Source organism: Actinomadura rugatobispora, assembly GCF_042656285.1.
Classification (GTDB): Bacteria; Actinomycetota; Actinomycetes; order Streptosporangiales; family Streptosporangiaceae; genus Spirillospora; species Spirillospora rugatobispora.
This window is the reverse complement of record NZ_JBHSON010000019.1, coordinates 22,301-42,781: the sequence shown is the minus strand read 5'-3', so window position 1 is coordinate 42,781 and position 20,481 is coordinate 22,301. Positions and strand designations below refer to the sequence as shown.

The window sequence follows — 20,481 nt, the reverse complement described above, 5'->3', positions numbered from 1 at the left end:
TGGAGCAGGACCCCGTGACGACCCCCTCCCCGCACCAGCCCGCACTCGCGGCGCTGGCCGCGAACGCCGACCCGCGCAAGGCCAAGTCGGGCGTGACCAAGCTGGCCAGGCCGCTGCCCGCCGCCGATGTGCCGCCGCTCTTCGAGCAGGCGTGCCGGGAGTTCGGCGCGGCGGGCGAGGGCGAGCTGGCGACGTGGGCGTTCGGTGAGGCCCGCAAGGTCGAGAAGAAGCATCCGGCCCTGCGGGACATGGACGTGCTGCATGCCGCGTTCCTGGAGTTCACCCCCAGGGGCGCCGTCGCGCCGGGGGCGCTGCGCGACCACGTCAAGCTGATGGGCGCGGAACTGGCGGCGGACGAGGCCCACGACCGGTTCTGGGAGATCCTGGAGGCCGCCTTCGCCGTGGGGCTCGTCCCGTACGCGCGCGTGTTCCCCGACCTGCTGGGCCTGGCCAAGGCCGCGGGCGTCAAGAAGGGGGACGCGGAGGCGAGGCTGGCCGAGCGCCTCCTGCGCACCGGCGTGCTCCCGGCCGCCTCGCACGCGATCTGGCGGGCCGCCCGCCGGCCGCTCGGGCGGATCGCCGCCGCCGACCGCGCCCTCCTGGACCTCCTGCTGGCCGCCGAACCGGACGAGGACGCCGACCTCGCCGCCGAGATCCGCCAGTACTGGCTGGAGGCCCTGGCCGAGGCGGACGCGGGCGCGCACGTGCCGCCGGAGTGGTTCTTCACCTCCGCCCGCCGCTGCTCGCCCGAGGTGCTGCTGCGCCTCGTCGACCAGGCCCCCGACCGGCTCGCCGGGACCCCGCCGCACAGGCCGGCCGAGGCCGACCTGGGCGATCCGGGGGTTCCGCCGCCGGGGGGTTCGGTCTACATCCGGCGGAGCAAGACCACGTCGTTCGCGAATCGCGTGGACGCGCCGAGCTGGCGTGCCGGGAAGACCGACTTCGAGGCCCTGGCGGCGGAACTCCAGACCGGGCCCGGGGAACGGCACGCGTTCGAGGTGCAGGTCGACCTGTTCGTCCAGGACCTGGGCCATTACGGCAACGTCGACTACAGGGAGGCCCTGCGCGCCTTCTGCTCGGTGCCCGCGCTGCGGGATCTGCTCCGCGACCTGGTCGAGGGCTGGAAGGCGCGGGCGGCCTCCGGTTCGCTGCCCGAACTCGATCACGCCCTGACCCGCCTGGTCCCGCTGGCCGAGGCCGGTTACGCCGACTTCGGTACCGGGCTCCGGCTGCCCGACCCTCGGGACGCGCTGTCGGCGACGCTGCGCGGCGGCCTGCCGGCCGAACTCGCCCATCCCCCCATGCCCCACGGCTCCGCGGTGCGGGTCCTCCAGCACGGTGAACTCCTCACCTGGACCGCCCGCAACGGCGACGTCCACATTGTCGGTCCCGGCGGCCGCGCCGAGCGGCGGCGGGGGCCGGACCTGAATTACGGCGTCATGACCTGGTACGACGGGGAGAACGCCTACTCCTCCCGCTACGTTGACCACGTCTTGCAGACCTTCCGGCTGGAGGACGACCCCGCCGCCGGGCCCGTCCTGACCCTGGACGAAGCCACCCGGTACAGCCGCCCCCAAAGCCCGGCCTCCGCGGAGGTCACCTTCCCCGGAGCCCCCGGGCCGGCCCGCGTCGCCTACGCGCGTGGCGGAATCACGGTGACCGCCCACGACGGGACGGTCACCGCGCTGCTGCCGTACTCCGCCGAGAAGCTGCGCGGCACCGGCCCCGAGGCCGTCCCGCCGCCCGGCTGGTGGGCGCACCTGGAACCCGCCGACCCGGACGGCTCGGCGGTGCTGCGCGGGCTCGGGCGCGAGCAGGCCGAGCGGCTGCTGGACGCCGCGTTCACCGGGCCGCTGGCCGCCGCCGAGGCCGTCGACCCGCGCGTCACCTCGGTCCGGCTGCGGGAGGAGATCGCCGAGGCCGCCCTCACCGCCGTCCAGTGCCTGTACCGGCTGGTCCGGCTGCGCGACATCCTCGGCCTGGAGCCGCAGCCCGCGCTCCCGGAGGTGCTGCGGACCCGTCCCGACCTTCCCGTCGTCCGGTCCCTGCCGCTCGTTCCCCGGTTCCGGCGGCTGGCCGAGCTCATGGAGGACGCCGCCGCGCGGCCCCGCGGCGAGCACGGCCATCCCATCGCCGTCGCCGGAGACCTGGCGTTCGTCCCGCCGCTCGACTTCGGCCTGCTCGGAAAGACCGCGCTGGCCGCCGCCCGGCCCTGGCAGACCGGCCGCCGCGCCGCGAACCTGGAGACCCTGCACGCCTGGGCGAGCACGCCGCTCGGCGACGGCGGCGGCCGCTGGCGCCGCCTCGCCCTGGCCTGGACGGGCGCGCACCCGCACACCCGCGACCTGGAGCTGTGGCGCACCCCCAACGGCGCCCTGATCTTCGGCCACCACTACTACCGCCCGGACTGGTCGGACGCCCTCGAATACTCGCCCGACGGCGCGTTCGGACCCGTCGACATGCCCGGCTGGGAGATCAAGGGGCGTGCCAAGCCGCAGGGCTGGGGCGGCGCGGACCGGGTCGCCGAGTTCGAGCGGCTGCTGGACGAGCGCGGCCCCGTCCCGCAGAACCCCGACTGGGCCCGCGAGCTGGCCGAGGCCGCGGGGATCGCGCTGATCGACGCCGCCACGATCTGCTTCGGCCAGTGGTCCCGGCAGGAGCCCGCCGAGATCCCCGAGGAGATCCGCGACCTGTTCACCGACCCCGCCGACCCCGGCAAGCTCCTGCCGTGGACGCTGCCGTACCCGAAGATGGACGCGGTGGCGGCGCCCCTGATGCCCGACGACCCGGCCGCGCTCTGGGACCGCGGCCCCGACATCGCCCGCGCCGCGGTCGCCTGCCAGGAGTTCCAGGTTTTCTAGGCGACTATTGCCAACACGCTGGGAGTGGCCGCCGGGTAGATTCCGAAGATGAACGATCGTCCGTCGCTCGAAGACATCCGGCGCGCGCCCAAGGTCCTGCTGCACGACCACCTGGACGGCGGGCTGCGCACGGAGACCATCGTGGACCTCGCGCGGGACGGCGGCTACGGAGATCTGCCGACCACCGACCCCGGGAACCTCCGCACCTGGTTCACCGAGGCGTCCAACTCCGGGTCGCTGGAGCGCTACCTGGAGACCTTCTCGCACACCGTCGGCGTCATGCAGTCGGAAGAGGCGCTGACCCGCGTGGCCTACGAGTGCGCCGAGGACCTGGCCCGCGACGGCGTGGTGTACGCGGAGGTCCGCTACGCGCCCGAACTGCACACCGCCACCGGGCTGTCCCTGGAGCGGGTCGTCGAGGCCGTCCTGGAGGGGTTCGCGCGGGGCGGCCGCGACCACGGCATCAGGGTCGGCACCCTCGTCACCGCCATGCGGCACCAGGCGCGCAGCATGGAGATCGCCGAGCTGGCCGTCCGCTACCGGGACGCCGGGGTGGTCGGGTTCGACATCGCGGGCGCCGAGGCCGGTTACCCGCCCACCCGCCACCTCGACGCCTTCGAGTACCTCCAGCGCGAGAACGCCCACTTCACCATCCACGCGGGCGAGGGCTTCGGGCTCCCGTCCATCTGGCAGGCCATCCAGTGGTGCGGCGCCGACCGGCTCGGCCACGGCGTCCGCATCATCGACGACATCACCGAGGACGAGGACGGGACGCCGAAGCTGGGCCGCCTGGCCGCCTACGTGCGCGACAAGCGGATCCCGCTGGAGATGTGCCCGACGTCCAACATCCAGACCGGCGCCGCCAAGTCGATCGAGGAGCACCCGATCGGGCTGCTGCGGCGGCTGAGCTTCCGCGTGACGGTCAACACCGACAACCGGCTGATGAGCGGGACCACGCCGTCCGAGGAGTTCGCCAAGCTGGTCGACGCGTTCGGCTACGGCTGGGACGACCTGCAGTGGTTCACCGTGAACGCGATGAAGTCGGCCTTCATCGACTTCACCGAGCGGCTGGAGCTGATCAACGGCGTGATCAAGCCCGGGTTCGCCGAGCTGCGGGCGGACCGCCTGGCATGATTCGGACATGACCCCGCTGCTGACGATACGGTCCACCGCCGCGCGGGTGGGCGCCTGGGCGTGGACGGCGTTCGCCGTGCTCAACCTCATCGACATCGCCTGGCGCGGGCGGGACATGGCCTCGGCGGTCATGGCCGGGGTGCTGCTGCTCGGCTGCGGCATCGCCTACGTCATGGGGCTGCGTCCCGCCGTGGTCGCCGACGAGGGCGGGGTGACCGTCCGGAACCCGCTGCGGGAGGCGCGGGTGCCGTGGGCGGCCCTGCGCGAACTCACGGGCGCCCACGCCCTGGTCTTCACGTTCGCCGACCCCGGGGCCCCCGACGGTGTGCGCGCGGTGAAGGCGTGGGTGCTGCAGACCTCGCCCCGCGCCCAGGCGAAGGCGGAGGCGCGGGCCGCACGCCAGAGCCGCGGCGCCCCGGAGGGGGCCGCCGCGAAGCTGAAGGGCCGCACGCCGACGACGTACGCCGCCCAGCAGCTCAACGAGATCGCCGACCGCCACCGCCCCAAGCGCAAGGAGAAGGGCGCGACGGCCACGAAGGAGACGGCGACCGGCGCGCTGGTCTGGTCGCGGACGGCGGTGGCCGCCCTCGCCGCCCCGGGCGCGCTGGTGGTCGTGACCGCCATCCTGGCCCTGGTCATTTAGCGCCTGGCTCGATGTGTCACCGCGCGAGCGCGTTACCTGGACGGTGATGCGACTGCGACGCAGGCCGGGACTTCGGAAACACAGCCTCGCCCTGGTGCTCTAGCCGGCGGGCAGCGCCAGCACGGCCGAGAGCGCGTCGCGCAGGGCGCCGAGGTCGGCGCCGGCCTCCGCGCGGGCGGCGGCCACGTCGTCCCCTTCCCCTACCGGGCGGACGATCTCCAGGTAGCACTTCAGCTTCGGCTCGGTGCCCGACGGCCGCACCACGATCCGCGCGGGCCCGCCCCCGTCCCTGGCGGCGAGCCGCAGCCGCAGGCCCTCGGTGGGCGGCAGGCCGTCCACGCCCTCCGCGAGGTCCTCGAAGCGCTCGACCGCGCGTCCCGCCAGCTCGGCCGGGGGATCGGCCCGCAGGCGGGCGACCGCCGCGGGGATCAGCGCGAGGTCGGTCACCCGGACCGACAGCTGCGCCGTGGCGTGCAGCCCGTACCGGCGGGCCTGGTCGTCCAGCAGGTCCACGAGAGTGCGGCCCTCGCGCGCCGCCTCCGCCGCCAGCGCCGCGACAGTCAGCGCCGCCCCCACCCCGTCCTTGTCCCGGACGATCCCGCCGACGCTGTAGCCCAGCGCCTCCTCGTACCCGAACACGATCCGGTCCCCGGGCCCGCCCGCCTTCATGATCCACTTGAAGCCGGTGAGGGTCTCCGCGAACCGCGCCCCGTGCGCCCGCGCGATCGACGCCGCCAGCGACGACGACACGATCGTCGTCACGACCATCCGGTCCGCTCCGGAGGTCCGGCGCAGCACGTGCTCGGCCAGCAGCCCGCCGACCTCGTCCCCGGTCAGCAGCCGCCAGCCGCCCGCGTCCGGCACCGCCACCGCGCACCGGTCCGCGTCCGGATCGTTCGCGATCACCAGATCGGCGCCGGAGCGGGCCGCCGCCTCCAGCGCCAGGTCCATCGCCCCCGGCTCCTCCGGGTTGGGGAACGCGACCGTGGGGAAGTCCGGATCCGGCTCGGCCTGCTCGGCGACCACCTCCGGAGCCGGGAACCCCGCCCCCTCGAAGGCGCGCAGCAGCACGTCCCGGCCCACCCCGTGCAGCGGCGTGTAGACCGCCCGCACGTCCCTCGCGTCGCCCAGCGGCAGCCCTGAGAGCGCCTGGAGGTACGCCTCCACGATCTCGTCGCCCAGGACCGTCCAGTCCTCGCCCAGCGGCAGCCCGTCCACCCGCCCGACCGCGTCGATCGCCGCCGAGATCTCCGCGTCCAGCGGCGGGACGATCTGCGCCCCGTCGCCCCAGTACACCTTGTAGCCGTTGTCCCGCGGCGGATTGTGGCTGGCGGTCACCATCACCCCCGCCGACGCCCCCAGACGCCGCACGGCGAACGCCAGCACCGGCGTCGGCAGCGGACGGGGCAGCAGCCAGGCCCGCAGCCCCGCGCCCGTCACGACCGCCGCCGTGTCCAGCGCGAACCGCTCCGACCCGTACCGCGCGTCGTAACCGATCACCACGCCGCCGTGGCCCAGCCGCGCGGCCAGCCCCGCGGCCGCCCGCATCACCGTCACCCGGTTCATCCGGTTCGGCCCCGCGCCCAGCTCGCCGCGCAGGCCCGCCGTACCGAACTCCAGCCGGGACCCGAAACGCTCCGCCAGCACCGCCTCGTCACCGGCCGCCAGGATCGCGCCCAGCTCCGCGGCCGTCTCCGGATCGGGATCCTGCGCCAGCCACTCCTCGGCACGGCGCCGCAACCCGACGTCCCCCACCGCTCAGACCTTGGGAAGCAGCGTGGCCAGCAACGCCCCCATGCGGCTCGCCGCCGCGCGCCCCGCGGCCAGCACCTCCTCATGGTCGAGGTGCCCCTCCGCCAGCCCCGCGGCGATGTTCGTCACCAGCGACACCCCCAGCACCTCGGCGCCGCCCTGCCGCGCCGCGATCGCCTCCAGCACCGTGGACATCCCCACCAGGTCGGCGCCCAGCGTCCGCAGCATCCGGATCTCCGCCGGCGTCTCGTACGTCGGGCCGCGGAACGCCGCGTACACGCCCTCCGCCAGCGCCGGCTCCACCTCCCGGGCCAGCTCCCGCAGCCGCTTCGAGTACACCTCGGTCAGGTCCAGGAACGTCGCCCCGGTCAGCGGGTTGCCGCCGGTCAGATTCAGATGGTCGGAGATCAGCACCGGATCCCCCACCTGCTGGTGCTCGGGACGCAGCCCGCCCGCCGCGTTCGTCAGCACCACGGCCCGCACCCCCGCCGCCACCGCGGTCCGCACCGCGTGCACCACCGGGTCGACGCCGAGCCCCTCGTACAGGTGCGTCCGCCCCAGGAACACCAGGGCGCGGCGGCCACCCACCTCGACCGCGCGCAGGCGCCCGGCGTGGCCCTCCACCGCGGGCGCCGCGAAACCCGGCAACTCGGTCACCGCGAACTCCGCCGCCGGCGCGCCCAGCGCGTCCGCCGCCGGAACCCAGCCCGACCCCATCACCAGGGCCACGTCGAAGGAATCGAAGGACGTCCGGTCGCGCAGCCGATCGGCCGCGGCCCGCGCCAGTGCGAAAGCGTCGTTGGTCACCAGCAGAACACTAGTCGCCGATCGACTTGCACGGCCGGTTGCGAAGATCCTTCACATAGTCGTCCGGAGCGCCCGCCGACTCCGCCGCGTCCGCGAGAATGCCCAGGTAACGGGCCGACGGCAGGCCGCCCTCGTAGTCGTCCAGGACGTACAGCCAGCACAGCACGTCCTCCTCCAGCGTGGAGACCCGCACCCGGATCTTCCGGTAGACGCCGAGGGCCGCGCCCTCCCAGGCGTCCAGCTCGGCCTCGTCCCACGCCGGAACGTCGTACAGCACGACGAAGACCTGCTCGCCGCCGTCCTCGACCACCGTGGCCAGGGCCCCGTCCCAGCCCACGTCCTGGCCGCCGAAAGTCAGCCGCCAGCCGGCCAGCCAGCCGGTGCCGCGCATCGGCGAATGCGGGGCCCGGGCCGCCATCTGCTCGGGATCCATGTTGGAGGCGTACGCCGCGTACAGTGCCACGGTCGCCAAGCGTACGTCAGGACCCCGCCCCCGCGGGGACCTCCCCGGGCGCGCCGCTGGTCCGGTCACCCCCGCGAGTGAGAAACAATGGGGTACGTGACCCGCATCGTGATCATCGGAGGAGGCCCGGGCGGCTACGAGGCCGCCCTCGTCGCGGCGCAGCTCGGCGCCGACGTGACCGTCGTGGAGCGCGACGGCCCCGGTGGCGCCTGCGTGCTCACCGACTGCGTGCCCTCCAAGACCCTCATCGCGACCTCCACCCGGATGGCGGTGATGTCGGAGTCGGAAGGGCTGGGCCTGCGGTTCAACGGCGGCCCCGACGGCATCGTCGGCGGCCTCGAGGTCGACCTGCCCACCGTCAACAAGCGGGTGAAGGACCTCGCCCGGGCCCAGTCGTTCGACGTCGCCGAACGGCTCGCCTACGAGGAGGTCAAGATCGTCCGGGGCGAGGCGCGCCTCGTCGAACCGCACGTCGTCGCCGTCGGCGAACGCCGCATCATCGCCGACGTCGTGCTGATCGCCACCGGCGCCACCCCCCGCGTGCTGCCCGGCTCCGAACCCGACGGCGAGCGCATCCTCAACTGGCGCCAGCTCTACGACCTCCCCGAACTGCCCGAGGAACTGATCGTGGTCGGCTCCGGCGTCACCGGCGCCGAACTCGCCGGCGCCTACCTGTCCCTCGGCTCCCGCGTCACCCTCGTCTCCTCCCGCGACCGCATCCTCCCCACCGAGGACGCCGACGCCGCCGCCGTCCTCCAGGAGGTCTTCCTCCGCCGCGGAATGAACGTCATGTCCCGGTCCAGGGCCGCCGGCGTGGAGCGTTCCGGCGACAGCGTGATCGTCACCCTCGAGGACGGCCGCAAGGTCGAGGGCTCCCACTGCCTCATGACCGTCGGCATGGAACCCAACACCCGCGGCATCGGCCTGGAGAAGGCCGGAGTCACCCTGAGCGCCCGCGGCTTCGTCGAGGTCGACAAGGTCTCCCGCACCAGCGTCCCCCACATCTACGCCTCCGGCGACTGCACCGGCATCCTCATGCTCGCCTCCGTCGCCGGCATGCAGGGCCGCATCGCCATGTGGCACGCCCTGGGCGAGGCCGTCACGCCCCTCAAACTGGGCTGGGTCTCCTCCAACATCTTCACCGACCCCGAAGTCGCCTCCGTCGGCGTCACCCAGAAGATGGTCGACCTGGGCGAAGTCAACGCCCGCACCGTGATGCTGCCCCTCTTCAGCAACGCCCGCGCCAAGATGCAGGGCTTCGAGGACGGCTTCGTCAAGGTGTTCTGCCGCCCGTCCACCGGCATCGTCCTGGGCGGCGTCATCGTCGCCCCACGCGCCAGCGAACTGATCCTGGGCGTCTCCGTGGCCGTCCAGCAGCACCTCACCGTCGACCAGCTGGCCCAGACCTTCGCCGTCTACCCGTCCCTCTCGGGCAGCATCACCGAGGCGTCAAGAAGACTGATGGCCGAACACGCGTTCTAGTTCTGGGGGCTGTGTTTACCTGGGGGGCCACCCCCCAGACCCCCAGGGCGGGGCGATCGGCCCCTTCGCTCGCCTGGGGGCTCGCTACGGGTCCGCCCACCCCGGCAAGGGGCTCCGCCCCCCTGCACCCCCCACCAACACCGCATGGTGAATTGAGGGGTCCACGGCCCCACAAGCCCATTGGTGGTGCGTGGACTTGTGGGGATTGAGGTTCCACGTATGGATGGCCGTTGGGGGGTGCAGGGGGGCGGAGCCCTCCCTGCCGGGGGCGTGGGGGCGGAGCCCCCACCGGGGGGTGCGTGCCCTGGAGCGAGCCTCCAGGCGAGCGCAAGGGCACGAACGCCCCGACCCGGGGGTCTGGGGGGTGGCCCCCCAGATGAACACTGCTAGAAGCCGCCGCCGAAGTCGCCGCCGCCGAAGTCCCAGCCGCCGCCCACGTCGCCGCCGTCGCCGCCGAAGCCGCTCATGGCGCCCGCGTCGGCGTAGCCGCCGCCGAAGCCGCCGCTCATCATGGAGCCGAGCATGGTGCCGATCATCATGCCGCTGAGCAGGTCGAGGCCGCCGTACGAGGCGTAGTAGCCGCCCGCGTAGGGGGCGTAGGCCGGGCCCGCGTCGTAGTACGGGCGGCGGCCGTCGCCGTAGGGGACGAGTCGCACGTCCGGGTCCTGGCCCTTGAGTACGCGCTGGGCGTCGGCGTCGCAGGCGGGGACGGAGCGGGCGACGCCGCCTGGGGGCGCCCAGGTGACGTCCTTGACGGAGGGGCCGTGCTGCGGGTTGAAGAAGCACGGTGCGCGGCGCTGAGGGACCTCCTCGCCGGCGAGGCGGGCCCGGGTGGCGGTCATGTAGTAGCGGCCGTTCTCCAGGGCGGTGGTGACGTCCTCCATGTCGGTGGGCCTGGCGGCGCGGTCGGTGGCGGTCTTGGCGTCGTCGTAGGAGTTCATGGCCCGCTCGTAGTCGCGGCGGGTGTCGGGGTCGAGGCCGTGGTCCATGACGTCGAGGTCGAGGGCGGCGATGTCCTCGCCGAGCAGGATGACGTCCTCCTCGACGCCCTTCTTGAGCTCGGCCATCTGCCGGGCCTCGCGCTCGCGGCGGCGCTTGCCGGCGACGAGGAAGGCGCCGAACGCGCCGGCCATGATCAGGACGACCACGCTGAGCGTGACGAAGCCGCTGATGGTGCCGGAGCGGGCCTTGGCGTCGGCCTGCTGCTCGGCGTGGCCGGCGAACGCGGTCAGGCGGGCCTGGGCGTTGCCGCTGCCGGGGTCGGACCGGGCGATGAGCCGGTTGATCTCGCCGCTGTCGAACATCTTGGAGATGCCGGTCATGCGGGTGCCGTCGGCGGTGATGGCGACGTAGGTGTCGCCCTTGTCCACGCGGTCCTTGACGCCGACGAGCATGCGGCCCATGGCCTGCTGGCCGACGCCGTTGCGGACCACGACGGCGCGGATGTCGGCGTCGGGGCTGCCGTTGAGGGACGCCAGGACGGCGTTCTGGTCGATGGTGACCTGGCCGCGGGCGTCCTGGGTGACGTAGAGCCTGGACGAGGCGAGGCCGTTGGCGATGGTGGAGGGGTTGTCGTCCGCCTGGGCGGGCGCGGCGAAGCCGAACAGCAGCACGAGTGCGGCGGCGGCGACCGCCGCCAGCGCGCCGCGGCGTACCGCCCGCTGCCCCCGGGGTTCGGTGTTCATGATTAGAGTCTGCCTCCTCACCAGGTAGACGAGCAGACCCAGCCGTCCGTTCCGACTAACAGGGACATACCCGATTCGCATCACGGAACCGCCCTAAATACCGCAACAGAACAGGCCCCCGGTTCCCGGGTCCGGGAGCCGAGGGCCTGCTGGGGTGTCGTGCTCAGGCGTCCTTGATCTCGCAGATCACGGCGCCGTTGGAGACGGTCTGGCCGACCTCGGCCGCCAGCCCGGTGACGGTGCCGGCCTTGTGCGCGTTCAGCGGCTGCTCCATCTTCATGGCCTCCAGGACCACGATCGGGTCGCCGGCCGCCACGGTCGCGCCCTCCTCGGCGACCAGCTTGACGATCGTGCCCTGCATCGGGCTGACCAGCGCGTCGCCGGACGCCTGGGCCTTGCCGCCCTTCTTGCCGGCCCGCCGCTTGGCGGGGGCGGAGGCGCCGGCCGCGGGCGCGGCGGAGGCGCCCAGGCCGGCGGGCAGTACGACCTCGATCCGCTTGCCGCCGACCTCCACGGTCACCCGCTCGCGGTCGCCCGCCGCCTCGTCCTCGGCGACATCGCCCTCGTAGGGGGGCAGGTTGTTGTCGAACTCGGTCTCGATCCACCGGGTGTGGACGGAGAACGGCTCCGCGTCGTCGTCGGGGATGAAGGCGGGGTCGTCCAGCACGGCCTTGTGGAAGGGGAGCACGGTCGGCATCCCCTCGACGGTGAACTCGGCCAGGGCGCGCCGGGAGCGTTCGACGGCCTGGCGCCGGGTCGCGCCGGTCACGATCAGCTTGGCGATCATGGAGTCGAACTGCTGCGGGATGGTCTGGCCCTCCACGCAGCCGGTGTCCAGCCGCACGCCCGGGCCGGACGGCGGCTGCCAGGCGGTCAGGGTGCCCACGGCGGGCAGGAAGTTGCGGCCCGGGTCCTCGGCGTTGATCCGGAACTCGATCGAGTGGCCGCGCAGCTCGGGGTCGCCGTAGCCCAGCTCCTCGCCGTCGGCGATCCGGAACATCTCCCGGACCAGGTCGATCCCGGCGACCTCCTCGGTCACCGGGTGCTCCACCTGGAGCCGGGTGTTGACCTCCAGGAAGGAGATCGTGCCGTCCTGGCCGACCAGGAACTCGCACGTCCCCGCGCCCACGTACCCGGCCTCCTTCAGGATGGCCTTGGACGAGTTGTAGAGCAGGTCCATCTGCTCCTTGCTCAGGTAGGGCGCCGGGGCCTCCTCCACGAGCTTCTGGTGGCGGCGCTGCAGCGAGCAGTCGCGGGTGGAGACGACCACCACGTTGCCGTGCTTGTCGGCCAGGCACTGGGTCTCCACGTGCCGGGGACGGTCGAGGTAGCGCTCCACGAAGCACTCGCCCCGCCCGAACGCCGACACGGCCTCGCGCACCGCCGACTCGTACAGGTCGGCGACCTCGTCCAGCGCGCGGGCCACCTTCAGGCCGCGCCCGCCGCCGCCGAACGCCGCCTTGATCGCGATCGGCAGGCCGTGCTCCTCGGCGAAGGCCACGACCTCCTCGGCCCCCGATACCGGGTCCTTGGTGCCGGCGACCAGCGGCGCCCCGACCTTCTGCGCGATGTGCCGGGCCTGCACCTTGTCGCCCAGCGCGGTGATCGCGGCGGGCGGCGGACCGATCCAGATCAGCCCGGCCCCCTCCACCGCGGCCGCGAAATCGGCGTTCTCGGCCAGGAAGCCGTATCCGGGGTGGACGGCGTCGGCGCCGGCGTCCACCGCGATCTTCAAGAGCTTGTCGATGTCCAGGTAGCTGTCGGCGGCGGTCTGCCCGCCCAGGGCGTGCGCCTCGTCGGCGACCCGAACGTGCAGCGCGTCCAGGTCCGGCTCGGCGTACACCGCGACACTGGCGAGCCCCGCATCGCGACAGGCACGGGCTATACGGACCGCGATCTCACCGCGGTTGGCGATCAGGACCTTGCGCACGTGGGTCTCCTCCCTCAACCTCGCACGCGCAGTCTAGATAATCCCGTTTTCGTGACTTCGGTAAGGGGCTCCTTTGGGGCTCTCGTGCCCCTCGCGCCGCTGGAAGGCGGGCCCGCGCGGGGCCCGCCCCATGCGTCACTTCCCGTACCGCCGCCTGAACTTCTCGACCGCGCCGGTCGAGTCCAGGACCCTGGTCCGGCCCGTGTAGAACGGGTGGCTGGCCGAGGAGACGTCCACGTCGATCACGGGGTAGGTCCGGCCGTCCTCCCACTCGATCGTCCGCTCGCTCGTGGCGGTGGATCGGGTGAGGAAGGCGTGTCCGGCGCCCCGGTCGCGGAAGACGACGGCCCGGTACTCGGGGTGAATGTTCTTCTTCATCGCTACCTCCTGACCGGCCCAACAGGATGATAACCATTTTCATTCCCTGGTCGCCGGGGCCCGGGTGTATCTTCGCGGGGGATCAGCCGACGAGCGGGAGTCCGATGGCCCTCCACAGGACACGCCTGGGCCTGGCGCTCCTCGCCATGGCCGTCTGCGCCGTACCGCCCTCCTCGGCCGTGGGCCTCGACACCCCCACGGTGGACGACGACACCCGGCGCCAGCTCACCGTGGTGGCCAGCACCCTCGTCCAGTACCGCTCCCAGGCGCTCGTGGAGAAGGGCCGGCACGACCGCCGGCACGTCCCCACCGAGATCCTCGGCGTCGAGATCGCCCCGCGCCTGGCCCGCGTCCAGGAACGCGCCGCGCGCGAGCTGGAGAACCGCAACCGCGCCCCCGTCGAGGGCGGCCCCGCCTTCACCGGCGCCCGGACCCGCCTGGACGCGGCCCGCGCCGTCCGCACCGGCGACCGCATCACCCTCGACGCCGTCGAGCACACCGAGGTCCGGTACGAGACGGGCAAGGTCACCCAGTCGGTCCGCCGCCGCTTCGAGTTCACCGCCGTCGGCGAGGCGATCATCCTCACCGGCGAGCGCGTCGTCGATCCGGCCGCCCGCCCCATCAACGACCCCGATCCCCGCTGAAAAGCCCGGCCCGCGACCTGCGAATTCATTGACCTGGGGTCATAGCCGACGTCAGGAACGCGTCCGGGCTGGCCGGATCCGGACAGCACGGGCGGCAGGGAAATACGGCACAATCAACAGCCATGATCGGCGGTCGGCTGGATTATTGTGAACGATGAGTCGTAGGCTGTCGGCATTGCCTGGAAAGCATTCGCAAGGCCTGTGGCCGTTCCGGCGACGAAAGGGTCGATCATGACCGACAAGAGGGGCGCCAGCATCGGGGCGCTGGAAGACCTGTCCCGCATGTTCAGCAAGCACTCCCGCAACCTGGACGCTCTGATCAAGGACCTGAACGGTCGCACCGTGAGCAGCCAGGAGATCTGGTGGGGCCCGCAGGCGGACCGGTTCCGCGCGGCCTGGATGGAGGCCAAGAGCGCCTTCGACAAGATGGCCGTCGCGCTGGAGCAGGGCAGTCAGGACATCAAGCGCTCGCAGCAGAACATCGAGGCGGCCACCCGCTGAGGCCCGTCTCCCCCTGACCCGCGGGTCCCGGCCCATCCCCCCGAGGCCGGGACCCGCGCTCTTTTCCGGATGCCCGGCCCGTGAGCGGGAATGACTCCCGCCATGGGGGACGACCTTTCGACCGAGCGGGCCGATCTGCTGGCCGCGCTCGCCAAGCAGCGGCATTTCCTGCGCTTCACCGTCCGCGACCTGACCGACGAGCAGGCAGGGCGGCGCACCACCGTGAGCGAGCTCTGCCTGGGCGGCCTGATCAAACACGTCGCTGCCGTCGAGCGGGGCTGGGGGGACTTCATCCTGGAGGGCCCCTCGGCGATGGGCGCCTTCTCGGAGATGACCGAGGAGGACTTCCAGCGGCGCGCCGACCAGTTCCGGATGCTCCCCGGCGAGACCCTCGCGGCCGTCCTGGACGAATACGCCGAGGTCGCCGCCCGGACCGACGAACTGGTCGCCGGCCTGCCCGACCTGAACGCCGCGCACCCGCTTCCCGAGGCCCCCTGGAACCCGCCCGGCGAACAGTGGTCGGCCCGCCGGGTCCTTGTGCACATCGTCGCCGAAACAGCCCAGCACGCCGGCCACGCCGACATCATCCGAGAATCCCTGGACGGCGCCCAATCCATGGCCTGACCTGGGCCGACTCCGCCGTCCCGAGGCTCTCGGCCCGCGCCCGAGGATGGGTGGCCGCGCATTTCCGTATCGGGATTACGGTGTGTTCATTCCTCTGTTCCGGGGCGGGGCAAATTGAATGGCCGGGGCGGGGGAGGGGTGGATAGGTTCGGCGGCATGGGGAAGTTGCCGGAGTTTTATGTGGCGGTGGACGTCGAGGCGGACGGGCCGATTCCGGGGCCTTACAGCATGATCTCGCTGGGGATGGCCGTGGTCGGGCGGGACGATCTGCGGTTCTACACCGAGGTGCGGCCCATCTCGGACGAGTTCGTGCCGGAGGCGCTGGCGGTGTCGGGCCTCGACCGTGACCGGCTGGTGCGGGAGGCGCCGGAGGCGGCTGAGGCGATGGCTGCCGCGGCCAAATGGATCAACGGCCTGCGGAAGGAAGGGCGGCCGGTCTTCCTGGCCGGGCCCGCGGTGTTCGACGGCATGTTCGTGCACTGGTACTTCATGCGGTTCCTCGGCAAGAGCCCGTTCAATGCCAGTGGGGCAGGGATCGACCTGCGCAGCTACTGGATGGGCCTGGACGGCTGCGAATGGGTGAGCACGCGCAAGAGCGTCATCATGCAGAAGCTGGGCATCAGCCTTCCGCACACCCATCACGCGGGTGAGGACGCGGCGGAGCTGGCGGCGGTGTTCGAGGCCGTCCTGGCTTCCCGGGCGGGCGAGTAGGGGCTGGTCAGCGGGGGGAGCCCGCGGAGTCTCCGCCGACCGGGGGCGGGAGCGCGACCTGGATGCCCGTGGTCAGACCGGAGGCGACGAAGAGGCCGCGGCCCGTGGGGCCGCCCAGGGAGGCGTTGCGGGGGAGGCGCAGGCCGAACAGGTCGCCGTCCTCGGGGCTGTCGACCGAGAGCAGGACGCCGGAGCGGGCGCGGCGGGCGTCGGAGAGGAAGCCGCGGTAGCCGCGGCCGAGGTCCTCGGTGGTGCCGCCGATGACGACGGCGTGCTCGCCGTCGCGGGCGGTGCGGAGGATGTCGCGGAGGGAGTCGTCGAGTTCGGTCTCGTCGAGGAGTTCGGCGTCGTCCACCACGACGACGTAGCGGTGCTCGTCGCCGATGGCGGCGATGAGGTCGTCGGCCTCGGAGTCGCCGGTGAGCAGGCCCAGGACGCCGGGACGGCCCGCCAGCAGGCGCAGCGGTGAACGGCGCGGGGTGACCAGGACGACCGGGACGAGCCCTCCGGCGACGGTCGGGTCCAGGAAGGAGTGCACGATCGTGCGGAGCGTGGTGGAACGGCCGGAGCGGGGCGGGCCCGCCACCACGAACCCCGGGCCTTCGTTCAGCAGGTCGATGCCGACGGGGGCGAGGGTGTCCCCGCCAACGCCGACGAGGGTCCAGAGCGGGGACGGGGCCAGGAAGTCCTGGTCGAGTGCCATCGCCTCCCGGTAGGTGACGCGGACGGGCAGTTCGTCCACGTGGATGGGGCGTTGCCTGCGCGGAAGCCGCCCGTAGCGGGTGACGCAGGCGCGGGCCAAGTCCTGGAGGGCCGCGACCTGGGCGGTGCCGGACGGGTCGTCGCCGAGCAGGCCGATCTGCGACTCGCGCAGGGGGACGCCGGGAGTGAGGAGTTCCAGCGCGCGTCCGGGCGGCATCGACGCGGGGACCTGCTTCTCCTGGACGCCCGCGTACCCGTAGTCGTTGGGGTCGGCCATGCGCAGGATGAGGCGGCGGTCGAACACGGTGGAGATCTGCCCGCTGAGGCCGGTGCGGTCGCCGGTGAAGACGGCGCGCAGTCCCACGGACGCGCCTTCGCGCAGGAGGCGGAGGACGGCGTCGACCAGGCGGCCGTAGTCGTAGTTCTCGAACGCGCCGATGAAGCCCTCCCAGCGGTCCAGCAGGAGGACCATGTAGGGGAGGCGGTCGGTGGCGGCCACGGAGGCGCGCTGTTCGGTGAGGGACGCGAAGCCCGCTTCGGCCAGGAGTTGCTGGCGCCGGGCCACTTCGGCGGCGAGCGCGGTCAGGAGGCGTTCGCAGCGGTCGAGCTGGTCGCGCGTTACGACGGCGCCGCAGTGCGGGAGCCCGACCAGGGGGAGCAGCGCGTTCGCTCCGCAGTCGACGGCGTACAGGTGCACGTCGTAGGGCGAGCACGCGCCCGCCAGGGAACCGGCGATGGTGCGCAGGGCGGTGGAGCGTCCCGACTGCGCGGACCCCGCCAGGTAGAGGTGGCCGCCGTTGGCGAGGTCCAGGCTGAGCGGCTCCCTGCTCTGCACGGCGGGCAGGTCGGTGATGCCGAACGGGATCGGGGGGACGTCGACCACCGAGCCGCCGGCCGCCGTACGGGGCGCCAGGCGGACCTGCTCCGGCAGTGGGTTGAGCCAGGGGGACGGCTGGCGCGGGATATCGGCGCGCCGGGCGGCCTCGTCGACGGCGTGGACGAGCACGGCCAGGTCGGTGACCATCGTGTCGTCGGCGGCCTCGCGCGGGGCGGGCATAGGGCGGCCCAGGCCCTGCCACGGCACGGGCAGCACGGTCGCCTGGTCGGAGGCCGTCGCACCGGGACGCCGTCCGCCCACGCGCGCGGACTGGACGGCGTGCAGCTCTGAAGCGCCCGACCGGATGTAGCAGCGGCCGGGGGTCGCCTTGGAGATGCCGGCGGCCTCTGCTGCGTCCAGCACGTCGGTGGACTCGTCGGGGTCGGTGACGCGCAGCGCTATGCGCAGGTTGGTGTTGGCGCGGATGTCGGCCGTGACCACGCCCGCGGGACGCTGCGTGGCGAGGATGAGGTGCACCCCCAGGGAACGCCCCCGGCGCCCGATGTCGACCAGGCCCGCCACGAAGTCGGGCAGTTCGGTGACCATGGCGGCGAACTCGTCGATGACCAGGACGAGCCTGGGCATCGGCGCCAGGGCCGGGGTGCGGGCCCGGAGGTCGTTGTAGTCCTCGATGTCCTTGGCGCCCGCGTGCAGCAGCATCTCCTCGCGGCGGCGCAGCTCGGCGGCCAGCGATTCCAGGGCGCGTTCGGTGGCGTGGCCGTCGAGGTCGGTGACCATGCCGACGGTGTGGGGGAGCCTGGCGCAGTCCTTGAACGCGGCGCCGCCCTTGTAGTCGATGAGGACGAACGTCATCTCGTCCGGGCGGTTGGCCACGGCCAGGGACGCGATGAGGGTCTGGAGCAGCTCGGACTTGCCGGCGCCGGTGGTGCCGGCGATGAGGCCGTGGGGCCCGTCGGCGCGCAGGTCGATCCGGTGCGTGCCGTCGGTGCCGAGCCCGATGGGGACGCGGGTGGTGCGGCCGCCCGTGCGCGCCCACGACGCCAGGACGTGCTCCGCCGTGGGGGTGGCCATGTCGAGCACGTCCAGGAGCCGGACATTGGACGGGATGGCCTCCGCGGCGTCCTCACGCGACACGTCCCGCACCGGGGCGAGCGCGCGCGAGACGCGGTCGGTCCACGCGGGGGAGACCTGGTCGGCCAGCACCGGCCCCAGCACGTCGAGGCCGCGGCCGCGGAGCCGCAGCGTTTCGGGGCTCTGCGGATCCCAGGCGGCGACGGCCGTGCACTCCTCGGGCAGGAGGCGTTCCTCGTCGTCCACGCAGATGGCGTACAGGCCGTACTCCGGGCCGCGCGACAGGAGCATGGGCATCCCCGGGACGCGCCGCAGCGCGCGGGCTCCGTCCAGCACGATGAGGATGTTGTACGGGACGTTCTCGGCCGGCTTGCCCTGCCCGAAGTAACCGGAGGACGCCTGCGCCGTGCGGCGCCGCTCCGTCACCCGTATGGCGAGCTCGGTGATGCGGTGCGCGACCGACTCCGGGTCGGTGCCCACCAGGGCCATGCACTCCTCGCCCTCGCGCGGCGCGCAGTGCGGCAGCCACCGCACCCAGTTCCACTCCTCGCCCGCGTCCTGGTCGGCGCTGAGCACCACGATGGCCAGGTCGCGGGGGCTGTGCAGGACGGCGGCCTGCGCCACCATCCAGCGCGCGAGCGCGCGTGAGGCGTGCCGCGGACCCGTGAGGCCGATGACTCCGAGCTGGGGCAGGGGCAGCGCGACCGGCACGAGATGCGCCGTGGGCACGCGCACGTCGCCCAGTTCAGGATCGGCGGGAACGGACCGGTCGTCGTCGAGCCCGGCGAGTTCGATCCGCGCGGGCAGGTCGGCCAGGCCCAGACGCAGGTGCAGCGTGTCCTCGTCGGTGATGCGGCGTTCCCACAGGCGCCGCCTGGGACCGGTGGCGGTGAGCAGCACTTCGGCCGGGTCGGGGTGGACGGTGCGCCGTTCGGCCTCGTCCTCCTTGCGCAGCCGGTCGAGCCTGCCCCCGAACTCGGCGACCTTGCCCTGGTACTCCTTCAGCGCCTTCTTGTACGACTTGCGCCCGTGCACCCGGTCGCCGATCCACTCGCCCACCGTCATCACGGGCCAGGCGAGCGCGAACAGCGCCCACCACCACTGCCCCAGGGCGAAGGCCATGACGAGACCGAACGCGGAGAACAGCAGCGCGCCGAAGAGGCGCAGGCGTTCGCGCGGATTGCGTTCGGGACGCTTGGGCACCTCCAGGCGGCGCTCGCGCCCGGCGGGGTTGAGGCGCGGCGGGCGGTTGAACGCGAGCCCGCCCTCGGGCAGCGGCTCCAGGTGGGCGTCGGGGGCGGCGCTGCGGGCGAGGGTGAGGATGGTGGAGCCGACGGCCAGCATGCCCCCGTCGGGCCACGCCGTCGCGCCGGAGAGCGGCTCGCCGTCCAGCAGCGCGCCGCCGCCCATGGCCTGCGAGGTCGACTCGACCTGGACGTCGCCGCGCCCCACCGTGACGCGCAGCGCCCGCGCCGGGACGGCGGGATCGTCGATGGTCACGTCCACGTCGCCGCCCGACCCGAGCGCCGCGGCGCCGAGCCCGAGCCGGTGCACCGTGCCCGCGGCGGGCCCGGCGACCACGCGCACCTCGACCACCCCGGTGGGCTCGGCCAGGACGGTGGCGGCGGCGGTGCGCTGCTCGACGGCCACGACGGCGCCGTCCCGCAGTTCCCGGACGGCGCGGGCCTGCGGGTCGAGCATCCGCCCGTCCATCCACAGCGCCGCGCCCGCGCCGCCGGCCCCGCTCGCGCCGTTCGCGCTCGGGGCCGGGCGAGAACCGTCCGCCGCCAGCACCGCGCCGGAACCGCCCGCGGCGAGCTTCGGCAGCGACTCCTTCGAGAAGCGCGGCTTCAGCGGGACCGGGCCCGGCCCCCTGCCCGCGGGAACGCCTTCGCCGTCCGCGCCGCCGAGCGCGGCGGACAGCGACCGGGCGACGCTGCCGACGGTCACCTCGGAATCGAGGTCGATCACGACGTCCCGGGGCCCCTGGCCGGTCAGTGCCGTGAACGAGATCCGCATTCGAGCCCTCCCTGGCGCGCCGCCGCTCGGGTCAGCTTAATAATTCGGCCCGCCCGGCGAGGCGGAGCTTGCGGTCTTGCCCGCGAAGGGCGCCCATGGCCTTACCCGCGGTACTTACGCGCCTTGCCTCGCCGTACAAGGTGATGTTGCTCCCATGGCATATCCGTTCCGTAATAGCAGAAATCGGCCACGAGTTGTCAGTGATTTCTGTGACTGTTCGTAAGAAAGCATGTGAT

Annotated in this window: 15 protein-coding genes; 8 read left to right on the top strand and 7 right to left on the bottom strand. The window is 73.1% G+C overall.

Features of this window, described 5'->3' with window-relative positions; genetic code table 11:
• Nucleotides 1-14: 14 nt before the first annotated feature.
• Genes ACFPZN_RS15655 through ACFPZN_RS15645 form a run of 3 tightly spaced genes read left to right on the top strand, consistent with a single transcriptional unit; the run spans nt 15 to nt 4,638 of the window.
• Complete coding sequence (locus ACFPZN_RS15655; protein ID WP_378282683.1) at nt 15-2,861, top strand: hypothetical protein; 2,847 nt, start codon at nt 15-17, stop codon at nt 2,859-2,861.
• Nucleotides 2,862-2,909: 48 nt separating this feature from the next.
• Nucleotides 2,910-3,995 carry an adenosine deaminase gene (locus ACFPZN_RS15650; protein ID WP_378282682.1) on the top strand — a complete coding sequence of 362 codons (1,086 nt, stop codon included), beginning with the start codon at nt 2,910-2,912 and terminating at the stop codon, nt 3,993-3,995.
• A 7-nt stretch (nt 3,996-4,002) separates the two neighbouring features.
• The gene (locus tag ACFPZN_RS15645; protein WP_378282681.1) at nt 4,003-4,638 is read left to right on the top strand and encodes a PH domain-containing protein; all 636 of its coding nucleotides are present in this window, start codon (nt 4,003-4,005) and stop codon (nt 4,636-4,638) included.
• Between the two features lie 99 nt (nt 4,639-4,737).
• Here the strand turns inward: ACFPZN_RS15645 and ACFPZN_RS15640 are convergent, their stop codons facing one another.
• Genes ACFPZN_RS15640 through ACFPZN_RS15630 form a run of 3 tightly spaced genes read right to left on the bottom strand, consistent with a single transcriptional unit; the run spans nt 4,738 to nt 7,660 of the window.
• Complete coding sequence (locus ACFPZN_RS15640) at nt 4,738-6,393, bottom strand: phospho-sugar mutase (RefSeq protein ID WP_378282680.1); 1,656 nt, start codon at nt 6,391-6,393, stop codon at nt 4,738-4,740.
• A 3-nt stretch (nt 6,394-6,396) separates the two neighbouring features.
• Nucleotides 6,397-7,197, bottom strand: a complete 801-nt coding sequence (locus ACFPZN_RS15635; protein ID WP_378282679.1) for a purine-nucleoside phosphorylase — start codon at nt 7,195-7,197, stop codon at nt 6,397-6,399.
• A 10-nt stretch (nt 7,198-7,207) separates the two neighbouring features.
• A complete protein-coding gene (locus ACFPZN_RS15630) occupies nt 7,208-7,660 on the bottom strand; it encodes a gamma-glutamylcyclotransferase family protein (protein WP_378282678.1) in 453 nt (150 codons plus the stop codon).
• A gap of 96 nt (nt 7,661-7,756) precedes the next feature.
• On the opposite strand from ACFPZN_RS15630, the gene ACFPZN_RS15625 reads away from it, so the two are divergent.
• Nucleotides 7,757-9,142 carry an NAD(P)H-quinone dehydrogenase gene (locus ACFPZN_RS15625; RefSeq protein WP_378282677.1) on the top strand — a complete coding sequence of 462 codons (1,386 nt, stop codon included), beginning with the start codon at nt 7,757-7,759 and terminating at the stop codon, nt 9,140-9,142.
• A gap of 386 nt (nt 9,143-9,528) precedes the next feature.
• Here the strand turns inward: ACFPZN_RS15625 and ACFPZN_RS15620 are convergent, their stop codons facing one another.
• The 3 genes from ACFPZN_RS15620 to ACFPZN_RS15610 all read right to left on the bottom strand — a co-directional run bounded on the left by ACFPZN_RS15620 (nt 9,529) and on the right by ACFPZN_RS15610 (nt 13,135).
• Nucleotides 9,529-10,827: a hypothetical protein gene (locus ACFPZN_RS15620; RefSeq protein WP_378282676.1), complete on the bottom strand. Its 1,299-nt coding sequence runs from the start codon at nt 10,825-10,827 to the stop codon at nt 9,529-9,531.
• A gap of 163 nt (nt 10,828-10,990) precedes the next feature.
• Nucleotides 10,991-12,757 carry an acetyl/propionyl/methylcrotonyl-CoA carboxylase subunit alpha gene (locus tag ACFPZN_RS15615; protein ID WP_378282675.1) on the bottom strand — a complete coding sequence of 589 codons (1,767 nt, stop codon included), beginning with the start codon at nt 12,755-12,757 and terminating at the stop codon, nt 10,991-10,993.
• Nucleotides 12,758-12,892: 135 nt separating this feature from the next.
• Nucleotides 12,893-13,135: a type B 50S ribosomal protein L31 gene (locus tag ACFPZN_RS15610; RefSeq protein ID WP_378282674.1), complete on the bottom strand. Its 243-nt coding sequence runs from the start codon at nt 13,133-13,135 to the stop codon at nt 12,893-12,895.
• Nucleotides 13,136-13,239: 104 nt separating this feature from the next.
• Between ACFPZN_RS15610 and ACFPZN_RS15605 the strand changes: the two genes are divergently transcribed.
• From ACFPZN_RS15605 to ACFPZN_RS15590, 4 genes are all read left to right on the top strand, one after another.
• Nucleotides 13,240-13,779, top strand: a complete 540-nt coding sequence (locus tag ACFPZN_RS15605) for a hypothetical protein (RefSeq protein ID WP_378282673.1) — start codon at nt 13,240-13,242, stop codon at nt 13,777-13,779.
• A gap of 231 nt (nt 13,780-14,010) precedes the next feature.
• Nucleotides 14,011-14,280: a WXG100 family type VII secretion target gene (locus tag ACFPZN_RS15600; protein ID WP_378282672.1), complete on the top strand. Its 270-nt coding sequence runs from the start codon at nt 14,011-14,013 to the stop codon at nt 14,278-14,280.
• 102 nt (nt 14,281-14,382) lie between these two features.
• Entirely contained in the window at nt 14,383-14,904 is a 522-nt protein-coding gene (locus tag ACFPZN_RS15595) for a DinB family protein (protein WP_378282671.1), read from the top strand.
• A 156-nt stretch (nt 14,905-15,060) separates the two neighbouring features.
• Complete coding sequence (locus tag ACFPZN_RS15590) at nt 15,061-15,615, top strand: exonuclease (RefSeq protein WP_378282670.1); 555 nt, start codon at nt 15,061-15,063, stop codon at nt 15,613-15,615.
• Nucleotides 15,616-15,622: 7 nt separating this feature from the next.
• Here the strand turns inward: ACFPZN_RS15590 and ACFPZN_RS15585 are convergent, their stop codons facing one another.
• On the bottom strand, nt 15,623-20,245 hold the full coding sequence (locus ACFPZN_RS15585; RefSeq protein ID WP_378282669.1) for an FtsK/SpoIIIE domain-containing protein: 4,623 nt from the start codon (nt 20,243-20,245) through the stop codon (nt 15,623-15,625).
• Nucleotides 20,246-20,481: the final 236 nt, after the last annotated feature.

Excerpts from the sequence above, each read along its gene's own strand:
- ACFPZN_RS15595 (WP_378282671.1), top strand. The coding sequence starts at position 14,383 with ATGGGGGACGACCTTTCGACCGAGCGGGCCGATCTGCTGGCCGCGCTC.
- ACFPZN_RS15650 (WP_378282682.1), top strand. The coding sequence starts at position 2,910 with ATGAACGATCGTCCGTCGCTCGAAGACATCCGGCGCGCGCCCAAGGTC.
- ACFPZN_RS15605 (WP_378282673.1), top strand. The coding sequence starts at position 13,240 with ATGGCCCTCCACAGGACACGCCTGGGCCTGGCGCTCCTCGCCATGGCC.
- ACFPZN_RS15620 (WP_378282676.1), bottom strand. The coding sequence starts at position 10,827 with ATGAACACCGAACCCCGGGGGCAGCGGGCGGTACGCCGCGGCGCGCTG.
- ACFPZN_RS15590 (WP_378282670.1), top strand. The coding sequence starts at position 15,061 with ATGGGGAAGTTGCCGGAGTTTTATGTGGCGGTGGACGTCGAGGCGGAC.
- ACFPZN_RS15610 (WP_378282674.1), bottom strand. The coding sequence starts at position 13,135 with ATGAAGAAGAACATTCACCCCGAGTACCGGGCCGTCGTCTTCCGCGAC.
- ACFPZN_RS15585 (WP_378282669.1), bottom strand. The coding sequence starts at position 20,245 with ATGCGGATCTCGTTCACGGCACTGACCGGCCAGGGGCCCCGGGACGTC.
- ACFPZN_RS15600 (WP_378282672.1), top strand. The coding sequence starts at position 14,011 with ATGACCGACAAGAGGGGCGCCAGCATCGGGGCGCTGGAAGACCTGTCC.
- ACFPZN_RS15645 (WP_378282681.1), top strand. The coding sequence starts at position 4,003 with ATGACCCCGCTGCTGACGATACGGTCCACCGCCGCGCGGGTGGGCGCC.